21 protein-coding genes and 1 pseudogene are annotated in these 21,849 nt (G+C 66.7%); 20 read left to right on the top strand and 2 right to left on the bottom strand.

Translation table 11 applies throughout. From position 1 onward, the window contains the following. The 17 genes from ABW137_RS37275 to ABW137_RS37195 all read left to right on the top strand — a co-directional run. The coding region (locus tag ABW137_RS37275) for a hypothetical protein (RefSeq protein ID WP_526408254.1) at positions 1 to 321 on the top strand (321 nt) is incomplete at its 5' end. 171 nt (positions 322 to 492) lie between these two features. Next, positions 493 to 867, top strand: a complete 375-nt coding sequence (locus ABW137_RS37270; protein ID WP_526408252.1) for an NADH-quinone oxidoreductase subunit A — start codon at positions 493 to 495, stop codon at positions 865 to 867. A 20-nt stretch (positions 868 to 887) separates the two neighbouring features. Then, positions 888 to 1,445 carry an NADH-quinone oxidoreductase subunit B gene (locus ABW137_RS37265; protein WP_526408251.1) on the top strand — a complete coding sequence of 186 codons (558 nt, stop codon included), beginning with the start codon at positions 888 to 890 and terminating at the stop codon, positions 1,443 to 1,445. Then, on the top strand, positions 1,442 to 2,137 hold the full coding sequence (locus ABW137_RS37260) for an NADH-quinone oxidoreductase subunit C (RefSeq protein ID WP_526408249.1): 696 nt from the start codon (positions 1,442 to 1,444) through the stop codon (positions 2,135 to 2,137). Before ABW137_RS37265 ends, ABW137_RS37260 begins: the two co-directional genes overlap by 4 nt. Continuing rightward, complete coding sequence (nuoD, locus tag ABW137_RS37255; RefSeq protein ID WP_526408247.1) at positions 2,137 to 3,450, top strand: NADH dehydrogenase (quinone) subunit D; 1,314 nt, start codon at positions 2,137 to 2,139, stop codon at positions 3,448 to 3,450. The genes ABW137_RS37260 and nuoD overlap by 1 nt, the downstream gene beginning before the upstream one ends. Before the next feature lie 5 nt (positions 3,451 to 3,455). Continuing rightward, the gene (gene nuoE / locus ABW137_RS37250) at positions 3,456 to 4,292 is read left to right on the top strand and encodes an NADH-quinone oxidoreductase subunit NuoE (RefSeq protein WP_526408258.1); all 837 of its coding nucleotides are present in this window, start codon (positions 3,456 to 3,458) and stop codon (positions 4,290 to 4,292) included. Further along, on the top strand, positions 4,289 to 5,602 hold the full coding sequence (nuoF, locus tag ABW137_RS37245; RefSeq protein ID WP_526408245.1) for an NADH-quinone oxidoreductase subunit NuoF: 1,314 nt from the start codon (positions 4,289 to 4,291) through the stop codon (positions 5,600 to 5,602). The genes nuoE and nuoF overlap by 4 nt, the downstream gene beginning before the upstream one ends. Positions 5,603 to 5,636: 34 nt before the next feature. After that, positions 5,637 to 8,045 (top strand): NADH-quinone oxidoreductase subunit G, encoded by a 2,409-nt coding sequence (locus ABW137_RS37240; RefSeq protein WP_526408243.1) that lies wholly within the window; start codon positions 5,637 to 5,639, stop codon positions 8,043 to 8,045. After that, the gene (gene nuoH, locus ABW137_RS37235; RefSeq protein ID WP_526408242.1) at positions 8,042 to 9,277 is read left to right on the top strand and encodes an NADH-quinone oxidoreductase subunit NuoH; all 1,236 of its coding nucleotides are present in this window, start codon (positions 8,042 to 8,044) and stop codon (positions 9,275 to 9,277) included. Before ABW137_RS37240 ends, nuoH begins: the two co-directional genes overlap by 4 nt. Next, positions 9,267 to 9,893, top strand: coding sequence for an NADH-quinone oxidoreductase subunit NuoI (nuoI, locus tag ABW137_RS37230; protein ID WP_526408240.1), 627 nt, complete (start codon positions 9,267 to 9,269; stop codon positions 9,891 to 9,893). The genes nuoH and nuoI overlap by 11 nt, the downstream gene beginning before the upstream one ends. After that, complete coding sequence (locus ABW137_RS37225) at positions 9,890 to 10,654, top strand: NADH-quinone oxidoreductase subunit J (RefSeq protein WP_526408238.1); 765 nt, start codon at positions 9,890 to 9,892, stop codon at positions 10,652 to 10,654. Before nuoI ends, ABW137_RS37225 begins: the two co-directional genes overlap by 4 nt. Beyond that, positions 10,651 to 10,950 carry an NADH-quinone oxidoreductase subunit NuoK gene (nuoK, locus tag ABW137_RS37220; RefSeq protein ID WP_526408236.1) on the top strand — a complete coding sequence of 100 codons (300 nt, stop codon included), beginning with the start codon at positions 10,651 to 10,653 and terminating at the stop codon, positions 10,948 to 10,950. The genes ABW137_RS37225 and nuoK overlap by 4 nt, the downstream gene beginning before the upstream one ends. A gap of 73 nt (positions 10,951 to 11,023) precedes the next feature. Then, entirely contained in the window at positions 11,024 to 12,937 is a 1,914-nt protein-coding gene (gene nuoL, locus ABW137_RS37215) for an NADH-quinone oxidoreductase subunit L (RefSeq protein ID WP_526408234.1), read from the top strand. Positions 12,938 to 12,942: 5 nt separating this feature from the next. Continuing rightward, positions 12,943 to 14,514 carry an NADH-quinone oxidoreductase subunit M gene (locus ABW137_RS37210; protein WP_526408256.1) on the top strand — a complete coding sequence of 524 codons (1,572 nt, stop codon included), beginning with the start codon at positions 12,943 to 12,945 and terminating at the stop codon, positions 14,512 to 14,514. A 2-nt stretch (positions 14,515 to 14,516) separates the two neighbouring features. Further along, the gene (nuoN, locus tag ABW137_RS37205; RefSeq protein WP_526408232.1) at positions 14,517 to 16,088 is read left to right on the top strand and encodes an NADH-quinone oxidoreductase subunit NuoN; all 1,572 of its coding nucleotides are present in this window, start codon (positions 14,517 to 14,519) and stop codon (positions 16,086 to 16,088) included. A gap of 10 nt (positions 16,089 to 16,098) precedes the next feature. After that, the gene (locus tag ABW137_RS37200) at positions 16,099 to 17,484 is read left to right on the top strand and encodes an FAD-dependent oxidoreductase (RefSeq protein WP_526408230.1); all 1,386 of its coding nucleotides are present in this window, start codon (positions 16,099 to 16,101) and stop codon (positions 17,482 to 17,484) included. A gap of 107 nt (positions 17,485 to 17,591) precedes the next feature. Next, positions 17,592 to 17,996 (top strand): VOC family protein, encoded by a 405-nt coding sequence (locus ABW137_RS37195; protein ID WP_526408228.1) that lies wholly within the window; start codon positions 17,592 to 17,594, stop codon positions 17,994 to 17,996. Here the strand turns inward: ABW137_RS37195 and ABW137_RS37190 are convergent. Further along, positions 17,993 to 18,334, bottom strand: a complete 342-nt coding sequence (locus tag ABW137_RS37190; protein ID WP_526408226.1) for a hypothetical protein — start codon at positions 18,332 to 18,334, stop codon at positions 17,993 to 17,995. The two genes, ABW137_RS37195 and ABW137_RS37190, sit on opposite strands and share 4 nt — an antisense overlap. A 156-nt stretch (positions 18,335 to 18,490) precedes the next feature. Continuing rightward, the gene (locus ABW137_RS37185; RefSeq protein ID WP_526408224.1) at positions 18,491 to 19,093 is read right to left on the bottom strand and encodes a TetR/AcrR family transcriptional regulator C-terminal ligand-binding domain-containing protein; all 603 of its coding nucleotides are present in this window, start codon (positions 19,091 to 19,093) and stop codon (positions 18,491 to 18,493) included. A 41-nt stretch (positions 19,094 to 19,134) separates the two neighbouring features. Here ABW137_RS37185 and ABW137_RS37180 point away from each other — a divergent pair, with 41 nt between their 5' ends. The 3 genes and pseudogenes from ABW137_RS37180 to ABW137_RS37170 all read left to right on the top strand — a co-directional run. Further along, positions 19,135 to 20,310 (top strand): phosphotransferase family protein, encoded by a 1,176-nt coding sequence (locus ABW137_RS37180; protein WP_526408222.1) that lies wholly within the window; start codon positions 19,135 to 19,137, stop codon positions 20,308 to 20,310. Beyond that, positions 20,310 to 21,425 carry an Rv3169 family protein gene (locus tag ABW137_RS37175; RefSeq protein ID WP_526408220.1) on the top strand — a complete coding sequence of 372 codons (1,116 nt, stop codon included), beginning with the start codon at positions 20,310 to 20,312 and terminating at the stop codon, positions 21,423 to 21,425. Before ABW137_RS37180 ends, ABW137_RS37175 begins: the two co-directional genes overlap by 1 nt. A 142-nt stretch (positions 21,426 to 21,567) precedes the next feature. Continuing rightward, positions 21,568 to 21,849, top strand: a pseudogene (locus tag ABW137_RS37170) (hypothetical protein); the annotation flags it as partial.

The following is a 21,849-nucleotide window of genomic DNA, read 5'->3' as shown; positions in this document are numbered from 1 at the left end:
GGCAAGCGCGTTCACCCCGACTTGCCCGAGCTGGAGTACCTGGACGTGGCGACCGCGCCCGTCGTCGTCTCCAACCTCGACAAGGGCGGCATCGACCTGGCGATCCTGGATGGCGAGGCGACCCCGACCGGCGGAATGGGACTGGCCAAGCAGCTCAAGGACGAGGTGGCCAAGTGCCCACCAATCTTGGTCCTGACCGGCCGTCCAGACGATGCCTGGCTGGCTTCGTGGTCACGCGCGGAGGCCGCCGTCTCCCACCCGATAGACCCGATTCGCCTTGGCGAGGCCGTCGCGTCACTGTTGCGTTCCATCACGCCGTAACCAGCACGAAACACACTGTCGCCGTTCACCGTTCGCATTGACTGCGATACGGGACTCCGACGTCCAGCTGCTTCTCTGGATCCTATCCAAAATGCGCCGGGCCAACGGTTAACGAGACTAAGCTGTGCTGCAGCTCACATCGACGGCCCAACGAGGGAGCGACATAGCGGTATGAACGCCTACGTACCCATCCTGATACTCGGCGTGATCGGCGCCGGTTTCGCCATCGTTTCGGTGGTCATTGCCACGGTGATCGGTCCGCGGCGCTACAACCACGCCAAGCTCGAGGCCTACGAATGCGGCATCGAACCGATGGCGCCGGGGTCGGCCGGCCACGAAACCACCGGTCAGCGCTTTCCTGTGAAGTACTACCTGACGGCGATGCTGTTCATCGTGTTCGACATCGAGATCGTCTTCCTCTACCCGTGGGCGGTCGCGTTCGACTCGCTCGGCCTGTTCGCCGTGGTCGAGATGCTGCTGTTCATGCTCACGGTCTTCGTCGCCTACGCGTACGTGTGGCGGCGCGGCGGACTCTCGTGGGACTGACCAAGGGATTGATCTGAAACATGGGACTCGAAGAACAACTGCCCGGCGGCATCCTGCTGTCCACGTTGGAGAAGGTCGCCGGATACGTCCGCAAGGGCTCGCTGTGGCCCGCGACCTTCGGGTTGGCGTGCTGCGCCATCGAGATGATGGCCACGGCAGGCCCCAGATTCGACATCGCCCGATTCGGCATGGAGCGTTTCTCGGCCACCCCGCGGCAGGCCGACCTGATGATCGTCGCCGGGCGGGTCAGCCAGAAGATGGCCCCCGTGCTACGTCAGGTCTACGACCAGATGGCCGAGCCCAAATGGGTTCTGGCGATGGGTGTCTGCGCATCGTCGGGCGGGATGTTCAACAACTACGCCATCGTCCAGGGCGTCGATCACGTGGTGCCGGTCGACATCTACCTGCCGGGTTGCCCGCCGCGGCCCGAGATGCTGCTCAACGCAATCCTGATGCTGCACGACAAGATCCAGGAAATGCCACTTGGCGTGAACCGCGCCGAAGCCATCGCCGCGGCCGAGGAGGCCGCCCTCGCGTCCAGGCCGACCATCGAACTCAAGGGGTTGTTGCGCACATGACGGACGAGAACGGCGACGGTGCTCTCGCCGGGGATGATCCCGAGGTCATCCGCGTTCGGCGCGGCATGTTCGGCGTCACCGGCAGCGGGGACACGTCGGGCTACGGCAGGCTGGTGCGCGAGGTGGCACTGCCCGGCAGTTCCCCACGACCGTACGGCGAGTACTTCGACGAGGTGGTCGACGCGCTGGCCCTCGCGCTCGGCGACGAGGCGTTCGCCGCTGCCGTCGAGCGCATCGTGGTGTTCCGCAAGGAACTCACCTTGGAGATCCGACGCGAACACCTGGTCGCCGTCGCACAGGCGTTGCGCAACGACGCAGCTCTCAGATTCGAGCTATGCCTGGGGGTCTCCGGCGTGCACTACCCCAGCGACACCGGCCGCGAACTCCATGCGGTCTACCCGCTGATGTCCATCACCCACAACCGACGGATCCGGGTGGAGGTCGCCGCGCCAGATGCCGATCCGCATGTGCCGTCGCTGTTCTCGGTGTATCCGACCACCGATTGGCACGAACGCGAGACCTACGACTTCTTCGGCATCATCTTCGACGGACACCCATCGCTGACCAGGATCGAGATGCCCGACGACTGGGTCGGACACCCGCAGCGCAAGGACTACCCGCTCGGCGGCATTCCCGTCGAGTACCACGGTGCTCAGATCCCACCGCCGGACGCGCGGAGGTCCTACAACTGATGAGCTCGAAGAACAAGCCGCCCGAAACCCTGGTCACGGTCGGCGGTGAAGACTGGGAGGACGTGGTCAAGGCGGCGCGGGACAGCTCCGTCGCGGGCGAACGCATCGTCGTCAACATGGGTCCGCAGCATCCGTCGACACACGGTGTTCTGCGGCTGATCCTCGAGATCGACGGTGAGACCATCACCGAGATCCGTTGCGGAATCGGCTACCTGCACACCGGGATCGAGAAGAACCTGGAGTTCCGCAACTGGACTCAGGGCGTCACGTTCGTGACGCGGATGGACTACCTGTCGCCCTTCTTCAACGAGACCGCGTACTGCCTCGGCGTCGAAAAGCTGCTCGACGTCACCGACGACATCCCAGAACGGGCCAGCGTCATCCGCGTCATGCTGATGGAGCTCAACCGAATCTCCAGCCACCTGGTCGCCTTGGCGACGGGCGGCATGGAACTGGGCGCCATGTCAGCCATGTTCTTTGGCTTCTTGGGACGCGAACAGGTGCTTTCGGTCTTCGAGACCATCACCGGTCTGCGCATGAACCACGCCTACATCCGGCCAGGCGGCCTCGCCACCGATTTGCCTGACGAGGCCATCCCGCTGCTCCAGGAACTCCTGCGCACCATGCCCGCCAAGCTGGCCGATCTGGAGGACCTCCTCAACGAGAACTACATCTGGAAGGCCCGCACCCAGGGCATCGGCTACCTGGATCTGACTGGGTGCATGGCGCTGGGCATCACCGGGCCGTGCCTGCGTTCCACCGGTCTTCCGCACGACCTGCGTCGTGCCCAGCCGTACTGCGGTTACGAAGACTACGAATTCGATGTGATCACCACTGACGAGTGTGATGCATACGGCCGCTACATGATTCGCGTCCGCGAGATGCGGGAGTCGCTGAAGATCGTCGAGCAGTGCCTGGACAAACTCAAGCCGGGTCCGGTGATGATCACCGACAAGAAGCTCGCCTGGCCCGCCGACCTCAAGCTGGGGCCAGACGGACTTGGCAACTCGCCAGAACACATTGCCAAGATCATGGGCGGCTCGATGGAGGCATTGATCCATCACTTCAAGCTGGTCACCGAAGGGATCCGGGTGCCTGCGGGCCAGGTCTACGTGGCCGTCGAGTCGCCCCGGGGAGAACTCGGCGTGCACATGGTGTCCGACGGTGGCACCCGGCCCTACCGAGTGCACTACCGCGATCCGTCCTTCACCAACCTGCAAGCGGTGGCGGCGATGTGCGAGGGCGGCATGGTGGCTGATGCGATCGCGGCGGTGGCGTCCATCGACCCGGTGATGGGAGGCGTTGACAGGTGACACTGGTGGAGCTACGGCTTGGCCCCCTACCCGATGAGCCTGGACCGCCGATATCGGCTGGGCTGCAGACGTACTCGGCCGACGTCACCGAGCGTCTGGCAGCCGACGCTGCGCTGATCGTCGCCAAGTATCCGGTGGCACGGTCCGCGCTCCTGCCGATGCTGCACTTGGTCCAGGCGCAGGACGGCTACCTCACGCCCGCCGGAATCGCCTTCTGCGCAGCGCAGTTGAATCTCAGCCCCGCCGAGGTGACGGCGGTCGCCACGTTCTACTCGATGTACCGCCGCACCCCCACCGGCGAGTACCTGGTCGGCGTCTGCACCAACACCCTCTGCGCGGTGATGGGGGGTGACGCCATCCTGGAGGCACTCGAGGACCACCTCGGCGTGCCCGCCGGACAGACCACCGAGGACGGCAAGATCACCCTCGAACACGTCGAGTGCAATGCGGCCTGCGACTACGCGCCCGTGGTGATGGTCAACTGGGAGTTCGCCGACAACCAGACGCCATCGTCGGCAAGGGATCTGGTCGACGACCTCCGCTCCGGTCAGACCGTCACCCCGTCCAGAGGCGCTCCGCTGTGCACCTTTCGCGAAACCGCGCTGATCCTTGCCGGGTTCGCCGACCAGCGGCCGGGCTCCAACGACTCCCCCACCGGCGAAGCCACGTTGGCCGGACTGCGGGTCGCACGCGAGCGCGGCATGTCGGCGCCTAGCCCGTCTGAATCCCATTCGACCGCCCAGGGACCCGACGACGAGCAGATCGCGAAGGAAACGGCCCGCGACCAGCCTGCGCCTGGCCCCTCCGCCGACGTGCCGACCAAGAATGGGGCCAAGCCGTGACGCTCACACCCGTGTTGAGCCGGTACTGGGACGAGCCCGCATCGTGGACACTTGACTGCTACCGACGCCACGACGGCTACCAGGCCCTCGACAAGGCCTTGGACATGTCACCCGACGAGGTGATCGGATTCGTCAAGGACTCCGGCTTGCGCGGCCGCGGAGGCGCCGGGTTCCCCACCGGACAGAAGTGGTCGTTCATTCCGCAGGGCACGGAAGGTGCGGCCGCGAAGCCGCACTACCTGGTCATCAACGCCGACGAGTCCGAACCCGGTACGTGCAAGGACATTCCGTTGATGATGGCCACCCCGCACGTGCTCGTCGAGGGGGCCATCATCGCGGCGTACGCGATCCGCGCCCGGCACGCCTTCATCTACGTTCGCGGCGAAGTGGTGCCGGTGCTACGGCGCCTGCAGGCCGCCGTTGCCGAGGCGTACGAGGCGGGATTTCTGGGCACTGACATCCTTGGCTCGGGTTTCGACCTCGACCTGGTGGTGCACGCCGGCGCGGGGGCGTACATCTGCGGCGAGGAGACGGCGCTGCTGGACTCCTTGGAGGGCAGACGCGGGCAGCCGCGGTTGCGTCCACCGTTCCCCGCCGTCGCCGGTCTGTATGCCTGCCCAACGGTGGTCAACAACGTCGAGTCCATCGCGAGCGTGCCCGCCGTGATGACCGGTGGTGTCGACTGGTTCAAGTCGATGGGATCGGAGAAGTCGCCGGGCTTCACGCTTTACTCGCTGTCGGGGCACGTCACCACGCCTGGTCAGTACGAGGCGCCGCTCGGCATCACGCTGCGCGAGCTTCTCGACTACGCAGGCGGCATCCGTGCCGGGCACGAGCTGAAGTTCTGGACGCCGGGCGGGTCGTCGACACCTCTGCTGACGGCTGAACACCTCGACGTACCACTGGATTACGAGAACATGGCCAAGGTCGGCTCGATGCTGGGCACCAAGGCGCTGCAGATCTTCGACGAGACGACGTGCGTGGTGCGCGCGGTGCGCCGCTGGACCCAGTTCTACGCCCACGAATCCTGCGGCAAGTGCACCCCGTGCCGCGAGGGGACGTACTGGTTGGCGCAGATGTACGAGCGGCTGGAGACCGGGCAGGGCCGGCGCGACGACATCGACAAACTGCTCGACATCTCCGACGCCATCTTCGGAAAGTCGTTCTGCGCACTCGGTGACGGCGCGGCAAGCCCGATTCTGTCCTCCATCAAGTACTTCCGCGACGAGTACCTCGCGCACCTGGACGGCGGCTGTCCGTTCGATCCGCACGCCTCGATGCTGGCAGCACCGGAAGGGGTGGGCGTATGACTCCCCTCGCGAGCAGGAGAAGGGTGACACGCCGATGACCACCGCCGAGAACAAGGCCCAGCCAACCACCGGCCAGCCCGACGTGGAGATGGTCTCCCTGACCATCGACGACCACCAGATCTCGGTCCCCAAGGGCACGTTGGTGATTCGTGCCGCCGAGTTGATGGGCATCCAGATCCCGCGGTTCTGTGATCACCCGCTGCTGGAACCCGTCGGCGCCTGCAGGCAGTGCCTCGTCGAGGTCGAGGGCCAGCGCAAGCCGATGGCGTCGTGCACGATCACCGTCACCCCCGACATGGTGGTCCGCACGCAGTTGACGTCGGAGGCCGCCGACAAGGCCCAGCACGGCGTGATGGAGCTGCTGCTGATCAACCACCCGTTGGACTGCCCGGTGTGCGACAAGGGCGGCGAGTGTCCGCTGCAGAACCAGGCGATGTCCAACGGCCAGGCCGACACCCGCTTCACCGACGTCAAGCGCACCTTCCCCAAGCCGATCAATCTTTCGGCGCAGGTGCTGCTGGATCGCGAACGTTGCGTCCTGTGTGCGCGGTGCACCCGGTTCTCCAATCAGATCGCAGGCGACCCGTTCATCGAACTGCTGGAGCGCGGCGCGCTGCAGCAGGTGGGCATCGCGAACGACACCCCGTTCGACTCGTACTTCTCCGGCAACACCGTTCAGATCTGTCCGGTCGGGGCGCTGACCGGCACCGCCTACCGGTTTCGGGCGCGGCCGTTCGACCTGGTCTCCTCCCCCAGCGTGTGCGAACACTGCTCGTCGGGCTGCGCCCAGCGCACCGACCACCGACGCGGGCGGGTGCTGCGTCGGTTGGCCGGCGACGATCCGCAGGTCAATGAGGAGTGGAACTGCGACAAGGGTCGCTGGGCCTTCACCTACGCCGTTCAGGGCGATCGCATCGCGACCCCGCTCGTGCGCGACCCGGACGGAAGCCAACGGCCTGCCTCTTGGTCGGAGGCCGTCGCGGTCGCCATCCGCGGGCTGACGGCGGCCGAAGGCCGGGCCGGGGTGCTGGTGGGCGGCCGCTCGACGCTCGAGGACGCCTACGCCTACGCCAAGTTTGCCAGAATCGTGTTGGGTACCAACGACATCGACTTCCGCAGCCGGGCCCATTCCGAGGAGGAGGCGCAGTTCCTCGCCACCGCAGTGGCCGGGCAGCCGCTGACCGTCACCTTCGCCGACGTCGAAGCCGCGCCAGCGGTGCTGCTGGTCGGCTTCGAACCGGAGGAGGAGTCACCGATCATCTTCCTGCGGCTCCGCAAGGCGGTCCGCAAGCACGGGCTCACGGTCACTTCGATCGCGCCGTATGCGACGCGAGCCTTGGGGAAGTTGGCGGGCAGGCTCATCGCCACCGCACCGGGTGAGGAGGCTGCGGCGCTCGACGCGCTGCGCGACGACGACCTGCTGCGCCAGCCGGGTGCGGTGATCTTGGTCGGTGAGCGGCTCGCCACGTCACCGGGCGCCTACTCGGCCGCGCTCCGGCTCGCCGAGGCGACCGGAGCACGGCTTGGCTGGGTTCCGCGGCGCGCAGGCGAGCGTGGCGCGTTGGAGGCCGGTGCGGCACCGCATCTTCTGCCGGGCGGCAGACCACTGTCCGACGCCGAGGCTCGCCGCGACGTGGCGGCGGCGTGGAACGTGGACGAGGTCCCCGATCGCGCCGGACGTGACACCGCAGGCATTCTCACCGCGGCCGCCGACGGATCGCTGAGCGCGCTCTTGATCGGTGGTGTCGAGGTCGACGACCTTCCCGACCCCGCTGCGGCCCTCGCAGCGATCGAGGCGGCACCGTTCGTGGTCAGCCTGGAGCTGCGTCAGAGCGCCGTCACCGACCGCGCGGACGTCGTCTTCCCCGTCGCCCCCGTCACCGAGAAGGGAGGCACCTTCGTCAACTGGGAGGGGCGAGGCCGTCCCTTCGCGCCCGCGCTCCCGCCGAACGCCACCTCCGACATGCGCGTGCTCGCAGCACTGTCCGAGGAGGTCGGCGTCGACCTCGGCCTGCCCGATGCGGCCGCAGCGCTCGACGAACTCCAGCGACTCGGATCGTGGCAGGGCACCCCGCCCGTCGCACCGACCGTTCCCGTGCCGGAGCCGGAACGCCCCACCGCAGGCCACGCGGTGCTGGCGGGCTGGCGGATGTTGTTGGACGCGGGCCGCCTTCAGGACGGCGAACCACACCTCGCCGGTACGGCGCGGCCGAGCGTGGTCAGGCTTTCACCGGCGACCGCCGCCGAGATCGGCGCCGGGGACGGCGAGCCCGTCACCGTCTCGACACCGCGAGGCAGTGTCACGCTGGTCCTGGAGGTCACCGACATGCCGGACCGCGTGGTGTGGGTGCCACTCAATTCGCGAGGCGCCGAGGTGCTTCCGGCACTGGCCGCGTCGCCCGGCGCCGTCGTCGCCATCTCGATCGAAGGTGAGAGGGCATGACATACCCCGATCTGAGTTCGTTCGGCCACGACCCGTGGTGGATCGTCCTTGGGAAGGCACTGGGCGTCTTCGTGTTCTGCCTGCTGACGGTGCTGGTGGCGATCCTCGTGGAGCGCAAGGTACTCGGTCGGATGCAAATGCGGTTCGGGCCCAACCGAGTTGGACCGTTCGGCCTGCTGCAGAGTCTCGTCGACGGAGTCAAACTCGCGCTGAAGGAAGGCCTGATCCCGGCTGCCGTCGACAAACCGATCTATCTGATGGCACCGGTGATCGCCGTCATCCCCGCGATAATGGCGTTCGCCGTGATCCCGATGGGTGGCATGGTTAGTGTCTTCGGCCATCAGACCCCGCTGCAGCTCACCGATCTCCCCGTCGCCGTGCTGTACATCCTCGGCGTGACGTCGATCGGCGTCTACGGAATCGTGTTGGCGGGCTGGGCATCCGGATCCACCTATCCGCTGCTCGGCGGGCTGCGATCGAGCGCTCAGGTGATTTCCTACGAGATCGCCATGGCGCTGTGCTTCGCGGCGGTGTTCCTCTACTCGGGCACCATGTCGACTTCGGAGATCGTCGCCAGCCAGCAGGGGCTCTGGTACGTCTTCCTGCTGCTGCCGTCGTTCTTGATCTACGTCACGTCGATGGTCGGCGAAACCAACCGTGCGCCGTTCGACCTGCCGGAAGCCGAGGGTGAACTCGTCGGCGGCTTCCACACCGAGTATTCATCGCTCAAGTTCGCGATGTTCATGCTCGCGGAATACGTGAACATGACGACGGTCTCGGCGCTGGCGACCACGCTGTTCCTCGGCGGCTGGCAGGCCCCGTGGCCGTTCAACATGATCGACGGCGCGAACAGCGGGTGGTGGCCGCTGCTGTGGTTCGTCCTCAAGGTCTGGACGTTCCTGTTCCTCTTCATCTGGTTGCGCGGGACGCTGCCGCGACTGCGCTACGACCAGTTCATGAACCTGGGCTGGAAGATCCTCATCCCCATCTCGCTCGCGTGGATCATGACGGTCGCCGTCGTGCGCACCCTGCGCAACGAGGGCTACGAGGGATGGGCCACCGTGCTGGTCTCGACGAGCGCCTTCGCCGGTGTCCTCCTGCTCGTCTATCTGTGGCGGACGTTGCGCCGCAAGCAGACCCGGCCCTCGCGGCTCGCCGACCCGCCATCGACCGAACCAGGCGCATTCCCGGTACCCCCCATTCCCGTGAAGGAGGCCATCGATGTCCGGTAAGAGGCCACACCTCGTCGACGCCCTCGCCGGCTTCGGCGTGACGTTCAAGACGATGTTCAAGAAGCCGGTCACTGAGGGTTATCCGGAGAAGCCGGGCCCGACCGCCAAGCGCTATCACGGCCGTCACCAACTGAACCGGTACGAGGACGGTCTGGAGAAGTGCATCGGCTGCGAACTCTGCGCCTGGGCGTGCCCGGCCGACGCGATCTTCGTCGAGGGCGCCGACAACACCGAGGCGGCGCGGTTCTCGCCGGGTGAGCGGTACGGGCAGGTGTACCAGATCAACTACTTGAGGTGCATCGGCTGCGGGCTGTGCATCGAGGCCTGCCCCACCCGCGCGCTCACCATGACCAACGACTACGAGATGGCCGACGACAACCGCGCCGATCTGATCTACGGCAAGGACAAGTTGCTGGAACCCCTCAAGCCCGAGATGACCGCGCCGCCCCACGCGATGGCACCCGGCAGCACCGACGAGGACTACTACCGGGGCAACGTCCGGGCCGACGGATTGGCCACCTCGCTCGGCATGCCCACCGTGAAGTCCTCGACGCCGGCGGCGACGACCGAGCCCGACGTCGAGCCGCGCGAGACCGTCGAGAAGGCGGTTCGGTGACAACGGAACTCGCAATCCTCGCCGCGGAGACCGCCTACCGGACGTCCACCATGGAGGCGGTGACGTTCTGGATCCTCGCCGTGCTCGCGATCGTCAGCGCGATCGCCGTGGTGGTCGCCCCCAAGGCCGTCTACTCCGCGATCTTCCTTGCGGTGACGATGATCATCCTCGCGGTCCTGTACATCGCCCAGGACGCGCTGTTCCTCGGCGTCGTGCAGATCGTGGTCTACACCGGCGCGGTGATGATGCTCTTCCTGTTCGTCCTGATGCTCATCGGCGTGGATTCGGCCGACTCGCTGGTGGAAGCGATTCGCGGACAACGCATCGCGGCAATCGGTGCGGGCGCCGCCTTCGGCGTGCTGGTGATTGCGGGCGTCGGCAACGTGTCGGTGGGCGGATTCACCGGGCTCGCGGACGCCAATGCCGGGGGCAACGTCGAAGGACTCGCCGCCTTGATCTTCGTCCGGTATCTGTGGGCGTTCGAGCTCACCAGCGCGCTGTTGATCACCGCGACGCTGGGTGCGATGGTGCTGGCCCACCGCGAGCGCGTCGACAAGCGCAAGACGCAACGCGAACTCGCGGTCGAGCGGTTCGCGCCCGGTGGCCATGCCACGCCGATGCCCAGCCCGGGCGTCTACGCCAGGCACAATGCCGTAGATCTGCCCGCCCGGCTGCCCGACGGCTCCGATGCCGCCACCTCGATCAGTAGCATTCTGCCGCCGCGGAGCATGTCGGCGTCGAGGAACGGGGCGCCCAAGTGAATCCCGACAACTACCTGTACCTGTCGATGATCCTGTTCACCATCGGTGCGGCGGGAGTGCTGTTGCGGCGCAACGCGATCGTGATGTTCATGTGCGTCGAGTTGATGCTCAACGCCTGCAACCTGGCCTTCGTCACGTTCTCGCGGATGCATGGGCACTTGGACGGGCAGGTCGTAGCGTTCTTCACCATGGTGGTCGCCGCGTGCGAGGTGGTGGTGGGGCTCGCGATCATCATGACCATCTTCCGGGCCAGGAAGTCGGCTTCGGTCGATGCGGCGAACCTGTTGAAGAACTGATGAGCGCTCGCGCGAAGAAGAGTGAAGACGTGATGAGCGCTCGCGCGAAGAAGAGAAGGGTTTGAGCGGCGCCATGACACTTCCCGTGTGGCTGCTGATAGCGCTTCCGCTGATCGGGGCGGCGATCCTTCTGCTCGGCGGCCGGGCCACCGATGCCTGGGGGCATCTGCTCGGCTGCGCAACGGCATTGGCGTCCTTCGCCGTGGGCGCCGTGCTATTCGTCGGGCTGCTGGGTCGATCGAGTGAGGACCGCACGATCCACGAGCACCTGTTCAGCTGGGTGCCGGTCGGGGCGCTACGGGTCGACTTCGGTCTGCAACTCGACCAGCTCTCCGTGTGTTTCGTGCTGCTCATCACCGGCGTCGGCTCCCTGATCCACCTGTACTCAGTCGGATACATGGCCCACGACCCCGAACGCAGGCGTTTCTTCGCCTACCTCAACCTGTTCGTGGCGGCCATGCTCCTTCTCGTCCTTGCCGACAATTACCTCGGGCTCTACATGGGTTGGGAGGGCGTCGGTTTGGCGTCGTACCTGCTGATCGGCTTCTGGGCGCACAAGCCCTCTGCCGCGACGGCGGCCAAGAAGGCGTTCGTGGTCAACCGGGTCGGTGACATCGGTCTGGCGCTCGCGTTGATGGTGATGTTCGCGACCGTCGGAACCGTTTCGTACGCAGGTGTCTTCGACGCCGCGGGGCAGATGACGCAGGGCACGCTGACGGCCATCGGTCTGCTGCTCCTGCTGGCCGCGTGCGGCAAGTCGGCGCAGGTGCCGCTGCAGTCATGGCTCGGCGACGCGATGGAGGGCCCGACGCCGGTCTCAGCGCTGATCCACGCGGCGACGATGGTCACCGCGGGCGTGTACCTGATCGTGCGCTCCGGCCCCGTCTACGACCTTGCCCCCGATGCCCGCACGGGCGTCGTCATCGTCGGCGCGGTCACCCTGTTGTTCGGCGCCGTCATCGGGTGTGCGAAGGATGACATCAAGAAGGCCCTCGCCGCGTCGACCATGTCGCAGATCGGGTACATGGTGCTCGCGGCGGGCCTCGGACCCGCTGGCTACGCGATTGCGATCATGCACCTCATCACCCACGGCTTCTTCAAGGCGGGCCTGTTCCTCGGTGCGGGTTCGGTGATGCACGGCATGGACGACGAGACCGACATGCGCCGCTTCGGCGGACTGCGGACCTTCATGCCGATCACCTTCGTCACGTTCGGACTGGGTTACCTCGCCATCATCGGCGTGCCGCCCTTCGCCGGGTTCTTCTCCAAGGACGCCATCATCGAAACCGCCTTCGCCGCGGGCGGGGTCAGAGGGGCCCTGCTCGGTGGCGCGGCGTTGCTGGGCGCGGGTATCACGGCGTTCTACATGACGCGGGTGATGCTGATGACGTTCTTCGGGGAGAAGCGGTGGAAGCCCCTGGCGAGCGAAACGACGGGAGAGATGGTGGAGCCCCATCCCCACGAGTCACCGGTCAGCATGACAGGACCGATGATCGTGTTGGCGATCGGATCGGTGGGTGCCGGCGCTCTGCTGGCCATCGGCGGCACCCTCGAGCACTGGCTCGAACCGGTCGTCGGCGCCGAGGAGCTGCACCATGCGATCCCGGTCTGGGCGATGACGGCCATCACCCTCGCGGTCGTCGCGGTCGGCATTGGCATCGCCTACCGCATGTACGCGATGCGGGCCATCCCCGAGACGGCCCCCGACGACGTGTCCGCACTGACGGTCGCGGCGCGCAGGGATCTCTATGGCGACGCCCTCAACGAGGACCTGCTGATGCGACCCGGCCAGACGGTGACACGGGGGCTCGTCGAGATCGACGACGAAGGCATCGACGACGTCTCGCGGGTCCTTGGGAATCTGGTCGGTGGCTCCTCGACGCGGCTGGGGAGGCTGCAGACCGGATTCGCCCGCTCGTACGCCCTGTCGATGCTCGCAGGCGCCGCCCTGGTGGTCGCCGCGATCCTGGTGGTGAAGGTCTGGTGACCGGAATGCCGTGGTTGACCATCCTGTGGGCCGTGCCGATGTTCGGCGCCGCAGTCGTCATCCTGTTGCCTTCGGCCGCAAGGCATCTGGCGAAGTACCTGGCGCTGGTCCTTTCACTGATCGTGCTGGTGATCACGGTGGCGCTGGCCGTCACGTTCGACCCGGCGGGCGCCCAGTACCAGTTCGTCGAAGACCACGAGTGGATCCCGTCCTTCGGCACCGGCTACATCCTCGGACTCGATGGCATTGCCCTGGCTCTGGTGGTGCTCACCGCCGTGCTGGTGCCGCTGCTGATCGTCGCGGGCTGGAACGACGGCGGCGATCAAGCCCGCTCCGCGCATACCTACATGGCGCTGACGTTGGCGGTCGAGGGCATGGTGCTCATCTCGCTCGTCGCGCTGGACGTCCTGCTGTTCTACGTGTTCTTCGAGGCAATGCTGATCCCGATGTACTTCCTCATCGGTGGATTCGGCGGCGCGGACCGGTCCAAGGCGGCCGTGAAGTTCCTGCTGTACAACCTTTTCGGCGGCCTGATCATGCTGGCGGCGGTCATCGGGTTGTACGTCGCGACGGCCAAGAGTCCTGCGTTCGACGCAGGCACCTTCGACTTTCGCGCGATCGTCGACGCGGTGGCCGACGGCAGCCTGAACATCAACCCGGTGGTGCTCAACGCCCTATTCCTCGGATTCATGTTCGCATTCGCGGTCAAGGCGCCGCTGTGGCCATTCCACCGCTGGCTCCCCGACGCGGCCGTGGAGTCGACACCCGCCACGGCGGTGTTGATGATGGCCGTCGTCGACAAGGTCGGCACCTTCGGAATGCTGCGCTACTGTCTGCAGCTGTTCCCCGACGCGTCGATGACGTTCCGGCCGTTCATCATCACGCTCGCGGTGATCGGGATCATCTACGGCGCCGTCGTGGCGATCGGCCAGACCGACGTGATGCGACTGATCGCCTACACGTCCATCTCGCACTTCGGCTTCATCATCCTGGGCATCTTCGCGCTGACCAGCCAGGGTCAGTCCGGGTCGACGCTGTACATGGTGAACCACGGCATCTCGACGGCGGCTCTGTTTCTCATTGCGGGATTCCTGGTGTCGCGCAGGGGAACCCGCGCGATCGCCTCCTACGGTGGGGTGCAGAAGGTGGCGCCGGTGCTCGCCGGCACCTTCCTGGTCGCCGGGTTGGCGACGCTGTCGCTGCCGGGCCTTGCGCCCTTCATCAGTGAGTTCCTGGTACTGATCGGCACCTTCACCACCTACCCGGTGCTCGCCGTGTTCGCGGCGTCCGCGCTGGTGCTGTCGGCCATCTACATCCTGTGGATGTATCAGCGCATGATGACCGGCCCCGTCGCCCCCGGGAACGACAAGCTGCCCGATCTGGTGCCGCGCGAGTTGGTGGTGGTGGCACCGCTGATCGCGCTTCTCCTAGTGCTCGGGGTCTATCCGAAACCAGCGCTGGACATCATCGATCCGGCCGTCGGGCACACGCTGAGCACCATCGGCCAACAGGATCCCGCCCCCCGCGTCGCCGAAGGCGGACGCGAGGAGCAATTCGGAAGAGGGCCCGCGAAGTGAACATGACCCCGCCCTCAGTCGAATACGGGCTGCTCTCACCGATGTTGATCATCTTCGGCGTCGCCGTCGCGGGCGTACTCGTCGAGGCGTTCCTCCCTCGCAGCGTCCGGTACCGCGTCCAGTTGACGTTGGCCATCGGTGGCCAGCTCGTCGCGTTCGTCGCCGTCGTCAAGGAATGGATCGACCTCGGCTCGGCCGTCGGCGCGACCGCGGTCGTGGGCGCCGTGGCGCTGGACAAGCCCGCCCTCTTCCTGCAGGGCACGTTGCTGCTGATCGGCATTCTCGGCACCCTCTTGATCGCCGAACGGCGGATCGCCTCCGAGGTCGACGCGAACGACGGAGCCAGCGGACTCGATGCGTTCACCCCGCAGGCGTCGACCGTTCCCGGCAGCGTCGCCGAGAAGTTGGCGACCAAAGCCGGTGTGGCACAAACCGAGATCTTCCCCCTGACGATGTTCGCGCTGGGCGGGATGATGCTGTTCCCCGCTGCCGACGATCTGCTGACGATGTTCATCGCCCTCGAGGTGTTCTCGCTGCCGCTGTATCTGATGTGCGGTCTGGCCCGTCACCGTCGGTTGCTCTCGCAAGAGGCGGCGCTGAAGTACTTCCTGCTCGGTGCCTTCTCCTCGGCGTTCTTCCTGTACGGCGTCGCGCTGTTGTACGGGTATTCGGGTGGGTTGAGCCTCAGCGGCATCGCCGCCGAGGCGGCGTCCGACCCGGACAGCTCGACACTGGCGGTGGTCGGCATCGGCTTGCTGACGGTCGGTGTGCTGTTCAAAGTTGGAGCGGTGCCGTTCCATTCGTGGATTCCCGACGTGTACCAAGGTGCGCCCACTCCAGTCACGGCGTTCATGGCCGCAGCCACCAAGATCGCCGCCTTCGGGGCGATGCTGCGGATCTTCTACGTTGCGCTTCCCGGATTCGAGGACGACTGGCGACCGCTGATGTGGGGCATCGCGATCTTGACGATGGTGGTCGGCACGGTGACCGCGGTGTCGCAGAGCGACGTCAAGCGGATGCTCGCCTACTCGTCGGTCGCGCACGCCGGATTCATCCTGACCGGTGTCATCGCGCTGAACGACAGCGGCGTCGCCGCCACGCTGTTCTACCTCTTCGCTTACGGTTTCAGCACTCTCGGCGCCTTCGCCGTCGTCAGCGTGGTGCGCAACGCCGCGGGCGAGGAGGAGACCGACATGTCGCGATGGGCCGGACTTGGCCGCACCCACCCCTTGGTGGGAGTGGTGTTCTCACTGTTCCTACTCGCCTTCGCGGGCATTCCCCTCACCAGTGGCTTCGTCAGCAAGTTCGCGGTCTTCAAGGCCGCCGCCGAGGGCGGTGCGGCGCCGTTGGTCATCGTCGGTGTCTGCGCCAGCGCGGTGGCCGCGTACTTCTACGTCAGGGTGATCGTCCTGATGTTCTTCACCGACCCTCCCGAGGACGGCCCCACGGTGGTCGTGCCGAGCATGCTGAGCATGGCGACGGTGACCCTCACGGCAGCCATCACCCTGGTGCTGGGCGCCCTGCCGCAGCCCGTGCTGGACCTGGCCAACATCGCGCACGAGTTCGTGGGCTAGCGTTCGGGCGGTGACCCAGCCCCTCGCGGACATCGACGCCGACCTCGTCGTCATCGGATTCGGCAAGGGCGGCAAGACACTTGCCGCCACCCTCGGCAAACAGGGCAAGCGAGTCGTGATGATCGAGCAGTCCGACCGAATGTACGGCGGCACGTGCATCAACATCGGCTGCGTGCCCACCAAGTCGATGGTGTTCCGCGCCGAGCAGATCACCGACCCGCCGCGGCCCGCGGCATACGAGGCGGCGGTACACGCCACCGCGGACCTCACCGACGAGTTGCGGGCCACCAACTTCGCGATGATAGACACCATCCCCACCGCGACCGTGCTCACGGGCCACGCCCGGTTCCTCGATCCGCACACCGTCCAGGTGGAGCTCGACGATGCGACGGTGACCGTGGCGGGCGGAACCATCGTGGTCGGCACCGGGTCGGAGCCAACGATCCCCGACATTCCGGGCCTGCGAGCCAATCCCCGCACGGTGACGAGCACCGACCTTCTCGTCACCGAGGAGTTGCCGCGCCGGTTGGTCGTGCTCGGCGGCGGCTACGTGGGGCTCGAGTTCGCGGCGATGTACGCCGCCTACGGCTCCGAGGTCACCGTGATCGAACGGCACGAGGCGATCCTGGGCAACGAGGATGACGACGTCGCCGAATCCGCCAGGGCGATCCTGGCCAGGGCGGGCGTAACGATCGTCACGTCGGCGCAGGTCACCGCCGTCGAGGACGGTGCCGATGCGGCGTTGGTGCGTTACGCGAAGGATGGTGCGCCGCAAGAGCTTCCGGCCGACAAGGTGCTGGTCGCGCTGGGGCGGAAGCCCGTCACCGAAGGCCTCGGGCTAGAGGCCGCCGGCATCGCGACGCGACTGGACGGCTCGATCGTCGCCGACGAGTACCTTCGGACCAGTCAGCCGCACGTCTTCGCCGTCGGGGACGTCAACGGTGGGCCGCAGTTCACCTACGTCTCGCTCGACGACTATCGCATCGTCCTGGATCAGTTGGCGGGCGGCGGGACCCGCAGCACGTCCGACCGCGTCGCGGTCCCCTACGCGTTGTTCATGACGCCACCGCTGGCGCGGGTCGGCATCACCCAGCGCGAGGCCGAGGCGGCCGGCCTGTCCGTCAGAACGGCGGCCCTGCGGGTGGCCGACATGGCAACGGTGCCAAGGGCCCGCATCGTCTCCGAGCCCGACGGGATGATGAAGGTGATCGTCGACGCGGCCACCGACCAGATTCTCGGCGCCGCGTTGTTGAGCTACGACTCCCACGAGGTCATCAATCTCGTCGCCCTGGCGATGCGGCACGGCATCACCGCCACGGCGCTTCGCGACGGGATCTACACCCACCCATCGATGAGCGAGGCCTTCAATCAGTTGCTTGGCGCCTTGCATCCGTAGACCCTCCGATCGGTGGGTGCGAGTGCGACGCGATCGCCATACGTTCGAACCATCCGGCATGGCGTTCCGTGTCCATGGCGATGGATCCAACGAACAAGGACGTTCACATGCCCACCTTTCCCGCCCTCACCCACGTCGCACTCACCGTGCGAGACCTGTCCGTCAGCGCACCGTGGTACCGCCAGCTGATCGGCGAGGACCCCGTGATCGACGAGGACACCGACGCCGGTTACCGACACGTGGTGTTCGCTCTCGCCGACGACACGCTGCTCGGTCTTCATCAGCACACGCAACCCGCCGCCGCCGACGACTTCAGCGAGCTCCGCGTCGGGCTGGACCATGCCGCATTCGCCTGCGCGTCCCGGGCTGAGCTGGAGACGTGGGAGAGCCGCCTCGACGAACTGGGCATCAAGCACGGCGGCATCGTCGACGCGCCGTACGGGTCCGGCCTCAGCTTCCGTGACCCCGACGGGTTGGCGCTGGAGTTCTTCGCGCCGCCCGCAGCGAGCTAACCCTCGCGCGGCGGTTCGTCGTCCGATCCGGCCATCAGGACGTTCCAGGCCTCGCGCCGCTTGCGGTCCTGGACCTCCTTGCGCCACTGGGTACCGCGCCTGCTGAACTGGCCCTCGGCGGCCAGCTCCGCGATCTCGGTGATTCGCCGACCCAGGACGAGCGCCTCACCGATCGTCATCGTCAGCAGGACCCCTGCGCGATCGCCTTCCGGTCTGCCGACCGGGTCCACGACGACGCGGGCGGTTTCGGCCCGTCCGTCGGCGTCGTCCGTCCAGGGCGGGGTGGAGTAGACCTCGGGCACCCCGTCCTCGTCGTTCAGGGTCAGCTGCACGTACATGACATGAACGGTACTGGGTTTCCCCACGCGCACCATCGATGACGGCAGCTACCGGGATTCGCAGCATCGACGCAGCCAGCTAACGCGAGGTGGGAGGCGGCCGGTCTGCGTGGCGCACCAGCCAGATGGCGCCACTCGACCCGTTGATCGCCCTGCTCAGGCCTTGACGCCGTGACTGATGATGGCGGCGGTCTGTTCCACCCAGGTGTCACCCAGCTGTCCCTCAGGGTCGAGAAGCATCCGTAGGAGCGTTGCCCCGCCGACGATCTCGATGAGACGGTCGGGATCCACGTCGGCATGCACCTCGCCACGGGCGACGGCGTGCACCAGGCGTTCCCGGACGACTCCGAAGAGACCGACGAAGCGGCTCATGACCCTGGCGTTGAGATCGGGGTCGGCGGCCATGTCGGCGATCAAGCCGGGAAGCGCGGCCCGGACGACGGGGCTGGTGAAGACGTCGCGGGCGGCCGCGACCATGGCGCTGACGTCGGCGACGATGTCACCCTCGGGTGCGTCCAATGCGGTAGGCGCCACCGGGAATGCGGCCTCGTGCACCAGTTCGGCCTTGCTGGACCACCGCCGGTACAGCGCCGTCTTCGTGGTGCCCGCGCGTTCGGCGACGGCAGCCATCGTGAGGTTCGGATAGCCGATTTCGACGAGCAGATCCGCTGTGGCCGCCAATATGGCAGCGTCGATCCGCGGGTCGCGGGGGCGGCCCGCGGAAGGGGTCTTGTCAACCTCACCCGGGTCTGCTTTCATAACGCTACTCACCGTATCGTAATTGCACGAAGGGTTGAACCGTGGCCAACGAACCGGCTGTCGAAGACGTCAGCCGCCTACAGCACTCCTCCCGAGACGTCACCACCTTGCCCTCGGTGATGTCGCAGTGGCTCGCCACCGTAATGCCCGGCGGCACGGCCCCCGACGTCACCGTGGAGAGCGGCGTCGACGCCAACGGGATGTCCTCGGAGACGATCATCCTGACCGGCAAGTGGGAGCAGGACGGCCAGCCGATCGAGCAGAAGTGGGTGGCCCGCGTGGCCCCGAGCGCCGCCGACGTCCCGGTGTTCTCCGCCTATCGGCTGGACCACCAGTTCGACGTCATCCGCCTCGTCGGTGAGCTGACCGACGTTCCGGTCCCCCGCGTCCGCTGGATGGAGACCACGGGCGAAGTGCTTGGGACGCCGTTCTTCCTGATGGATCACGTGGCGGGCATCGTGCCGCCCGACGTCATGCCATACACGTTCGGCGGCAACTGGTTCGCCGACGCACCCGTCGAGCGTCAGCGGGAGCTGCAGGACGCCACCGTAGACGTACTTGCGAAGTTGCACGCGATCCCGGACGCCGAGAGGACGTTCGGATTCCTCACCGACGTCGATCCCCCCGGCGACACACCTTTGCACCGCCACTTCGGTTGGCTCAAGGATTGGTACGAATTCGCCGTGCCCGACATCGGCCGCTCAGCGCTCGTCGAGGCGGCGCTGGCCTGGCTTGACGACAACTTTCCCACCGCTGCCGCAGCCACCGAACCCGTTCTCACATGGGGTGATTCACGCGTCGGCAACGTGTTGTACGAAGACTTCCGCCCCGTCGCGGTGCTCGATTGGGAGATGGCGACCGTCGGCCCCCGGGAGTTGGATGTCGCGTGGATGATATTCGCGCACATGGTCTTTCAGGAACTCGCGGGGCTGGCGGGCCTGCCCGGTCTGCCCGACGTGATGCGCGAGGACGACGTGCGCGCCACGTATCGGGAGCTGACCGGCGTGACGCTGGGCGACATGCGCTGGTTCTACGTCTACTCCGGGGTGATCTGGTGTTGCGTGTTCATGCGGACCGGAGCTCGCCGGGTGCGGTTCGGCGAGATCGAGAAGCCCGACGACGTGGAGTCGATGTTCTACCACGCCTCGCTGCTCCGCCGACTCCTGGTTCCGGAGGGCAGTAGCGAAGCGAGCCGGGAAGAGGGAGAGGGCAACTGATGCTCGGGCCGATGGACGAATATCCCATTCACCAGATCCCCAAGCCCATCGCGTGGCCGGGCTCGTCCGATCGCAACTTCTACGACCGGTCGTACTACAACGCCCACGACCGTAGCGGCGACATCTTCCTGATCACCGGCATCGGGTACTACCCGAATCTGGGCGTCAAGGACGCGTTCGTGCTGGTGCGGCGCGGTGACGTACAAACCGCAGTGCACCTGTCCGACGCGATCGACCAGGATCGGCTCAACCAGCACGTGCTGGGCTACCGGATCGAGGTGCAGGAACCGTTGCGTCGCTTGCGCATCGTCATGGACGAGACCGAGGGCATGGCCGTCGACCTGACGTGGAACGGCCTCTTCGACGTCGTTCAGGAGCAGCCGCACGTCCTGCGCGCGGGTAACCGGGTGACGCTCGACGCGCAGCGGTTCGCCCAACTGGGATCGTGGAGCGGGAAGGTCGCGATCGACGGTGAGGAGATCACCGTCGACCCGTCGGTGTGGATCGGCTCCCGTGACAGGTCGTGGGGGATCCGACCGATCGGTGAGGCCGAACCCGCTGGGCGGCCGGCGGATCCGCCGTTCGAGGGCATGTGGTGGCTGTACGTGCCGATGGCGTTCGACGACTTCTCGATCGTACTGATCATCCAGGAGGATCCCAGCGGGTTCCGCTCGCTCAACGACTGCACGCGAATCTGGAAGGACGGACGCGTCGAACAACTGGGGTGGCCGCGCGTCAAGATCCACTACACCTCGGGGACGCGAATCCCGACCGGCGCCAGCATCGACGCCACCGCGCTCGACGGATCGCCGGTGCACTTAGAGGTGCAATCCAAGCTGCCCGTGCCGATTCACGTCGGCGGCGGCTACGGCGGCGACTCGGACTGGATCCACGGCACGTGGAAGGGCGAGAAGTTCACCGAACGTCTGACCTACGACATGACCGACCCGGCGATCGTGGGGCGGGCCGGGTTCGGCGTGATCGACCACGTCGGCCGGGCGCTGTGCACCGAAGGCAACCGCGCTCCCGCCGAGGGCTGGGGCCTCTTCGAGCACGGCGCGCTCGGCCGCCACGACCCGTCGGGCTTCGCCGACTGGCTGACGGTCGCGGACTAGCGCCCCGAATGGGTCAACGGCTCTAGCACGCGGCTCCGACAATTCCGGTGGCCTGGTCGGGGTTGCCCACAGGCTGGTGGGTTTTCCACAGAGCGCTTGTAGCAGAACGCCTTTCGTCGTACCCGCGTCCTAAACTGGGATCATGTTCGACAGGCTGGTGGACGCGACGACCGGCACCTCAGGTGCCGGGGCGCTCTCGGGGTGGGCGCGGGTGGAGTCCGCCGCATGCGCCCGCAAGGTCGCGGCGGAGGCCGCCATGCTCGCCGAGGCCTACGCCGCGTCCGGGTCTGCGGATCGCGACCAATGGTGCCTGGACAACTTCGACGCCGTCGCCGCCCACGTCGGAGCCACCCAACGCGTCACCCCGGCGCCGCCTCCAACCAACTCATCGTCGCCGTCGCCCTGCATGAACGCTTCCCCCAGG

Origin of the sequence: Mycobacterium sp. (assembly GCF_040509115.1) — a bacterium.
Taxonomy (GTDB): domain Bacteria; phylum Actinomycetota; class Actinomycetes; order Mycobacteriales; family Mycobacteriaceae; genus Mycobacterium.
This window is presented reverse-complemented; position numbering and strand designations above follow the sequence as displayed.

Coding starts and splice junctions, on each gene's coding strand:
- ABW137_RS37240 (WP_526408243.1), top strand. CDS start 5,637: ATGACCACCGCCGAGAACAAGGCCCAGCCAACCACCGGCCAGCCCGAC.
- nuoL (WP_526408234.1), top strand. CDS start 11,024: ATGACACTTCCCGTGTGGCTGCTGATAGCGCTTCCGCTGATCGGGGCG.
- ABW137_RS37175 (WP_526408220.1), top strand. CDS start 20,310: ATGCTCGGGCCGATGGACGAATATCCCATTCACCAGATCCCCAAGCCC.
- ABW137_RS37185 (WP_526408224.1), bottom strand. CDS start 19,093: ATGAAAGCAGACCCGGGTGAGGTTGACAAGACCCCTTCCGCGGGCCGC.
- ABW137_RS37190 (WP_526408226.1), bottom strand. CDS start 18,334: ATGTACGTGCAGCTGACCCTGAACGACGAGGACGGGGTGCCCGAGGTC.
- ABW137_RS37260 (WP_526408249.1), top strand. CDS start 1,442: ATGACGGACGAGAACGGCGACGGTGCTCTCGCCGGGGATGATCCCGAG.
- ABW137_RS37265 (WP_526408251.1), top strand. CDS start 888: ATGGGACTCGAAGAACAACTGCCCGGCGGCATCCTGCTGTCCACGTTG.
- ABW137_RS37195 (WP_526408228.1), top strand. CDS start 17,592: ATGCCCACCTTTCCCGCCCTCACCCACGTCGCACTCACCGTGCGAGAC.
- ABW137_RS37270 (WP_526408252.1), top strand. CDS start 493: ATGAACGCCTACGTACCCATCCTGATACTCGGCGTGATCGGCGCCGGT.
- ABW137_RS37210 (WP_526408256.1), top strand. CDS start 12,943: ATGCCGTGGTTGACCATCCTGTGGGCCGTGCCGATGTTCGGCGCCGCA.
- nuoN (WP_526408232.1), top strand. CDS start 14,517: ATGACCCCGCCCTCAGTCGAATACGGGCTGCTCTCACCGATGTTGATC.
- nuoH (WP_526408242.1), top strand. CDS start 8,042: ATGACATACCCCGATCTGAGTTCGTTCGGCCACGACCCGTGGTGGATC.
- nuoI (WP_526408240.1), top strand. CDS start 9,267: ATGTCCGGTAAGAGGCCACACCTCGTCGACGCCCTCGCCGGCTTCGGC.
- nuoD (WP_526408247.1), top strand. CDS start 2,137: ATGAGCTCGAAGAACAAGCCGCCCGAAACCCTGGTCACGGTCGGCGGT.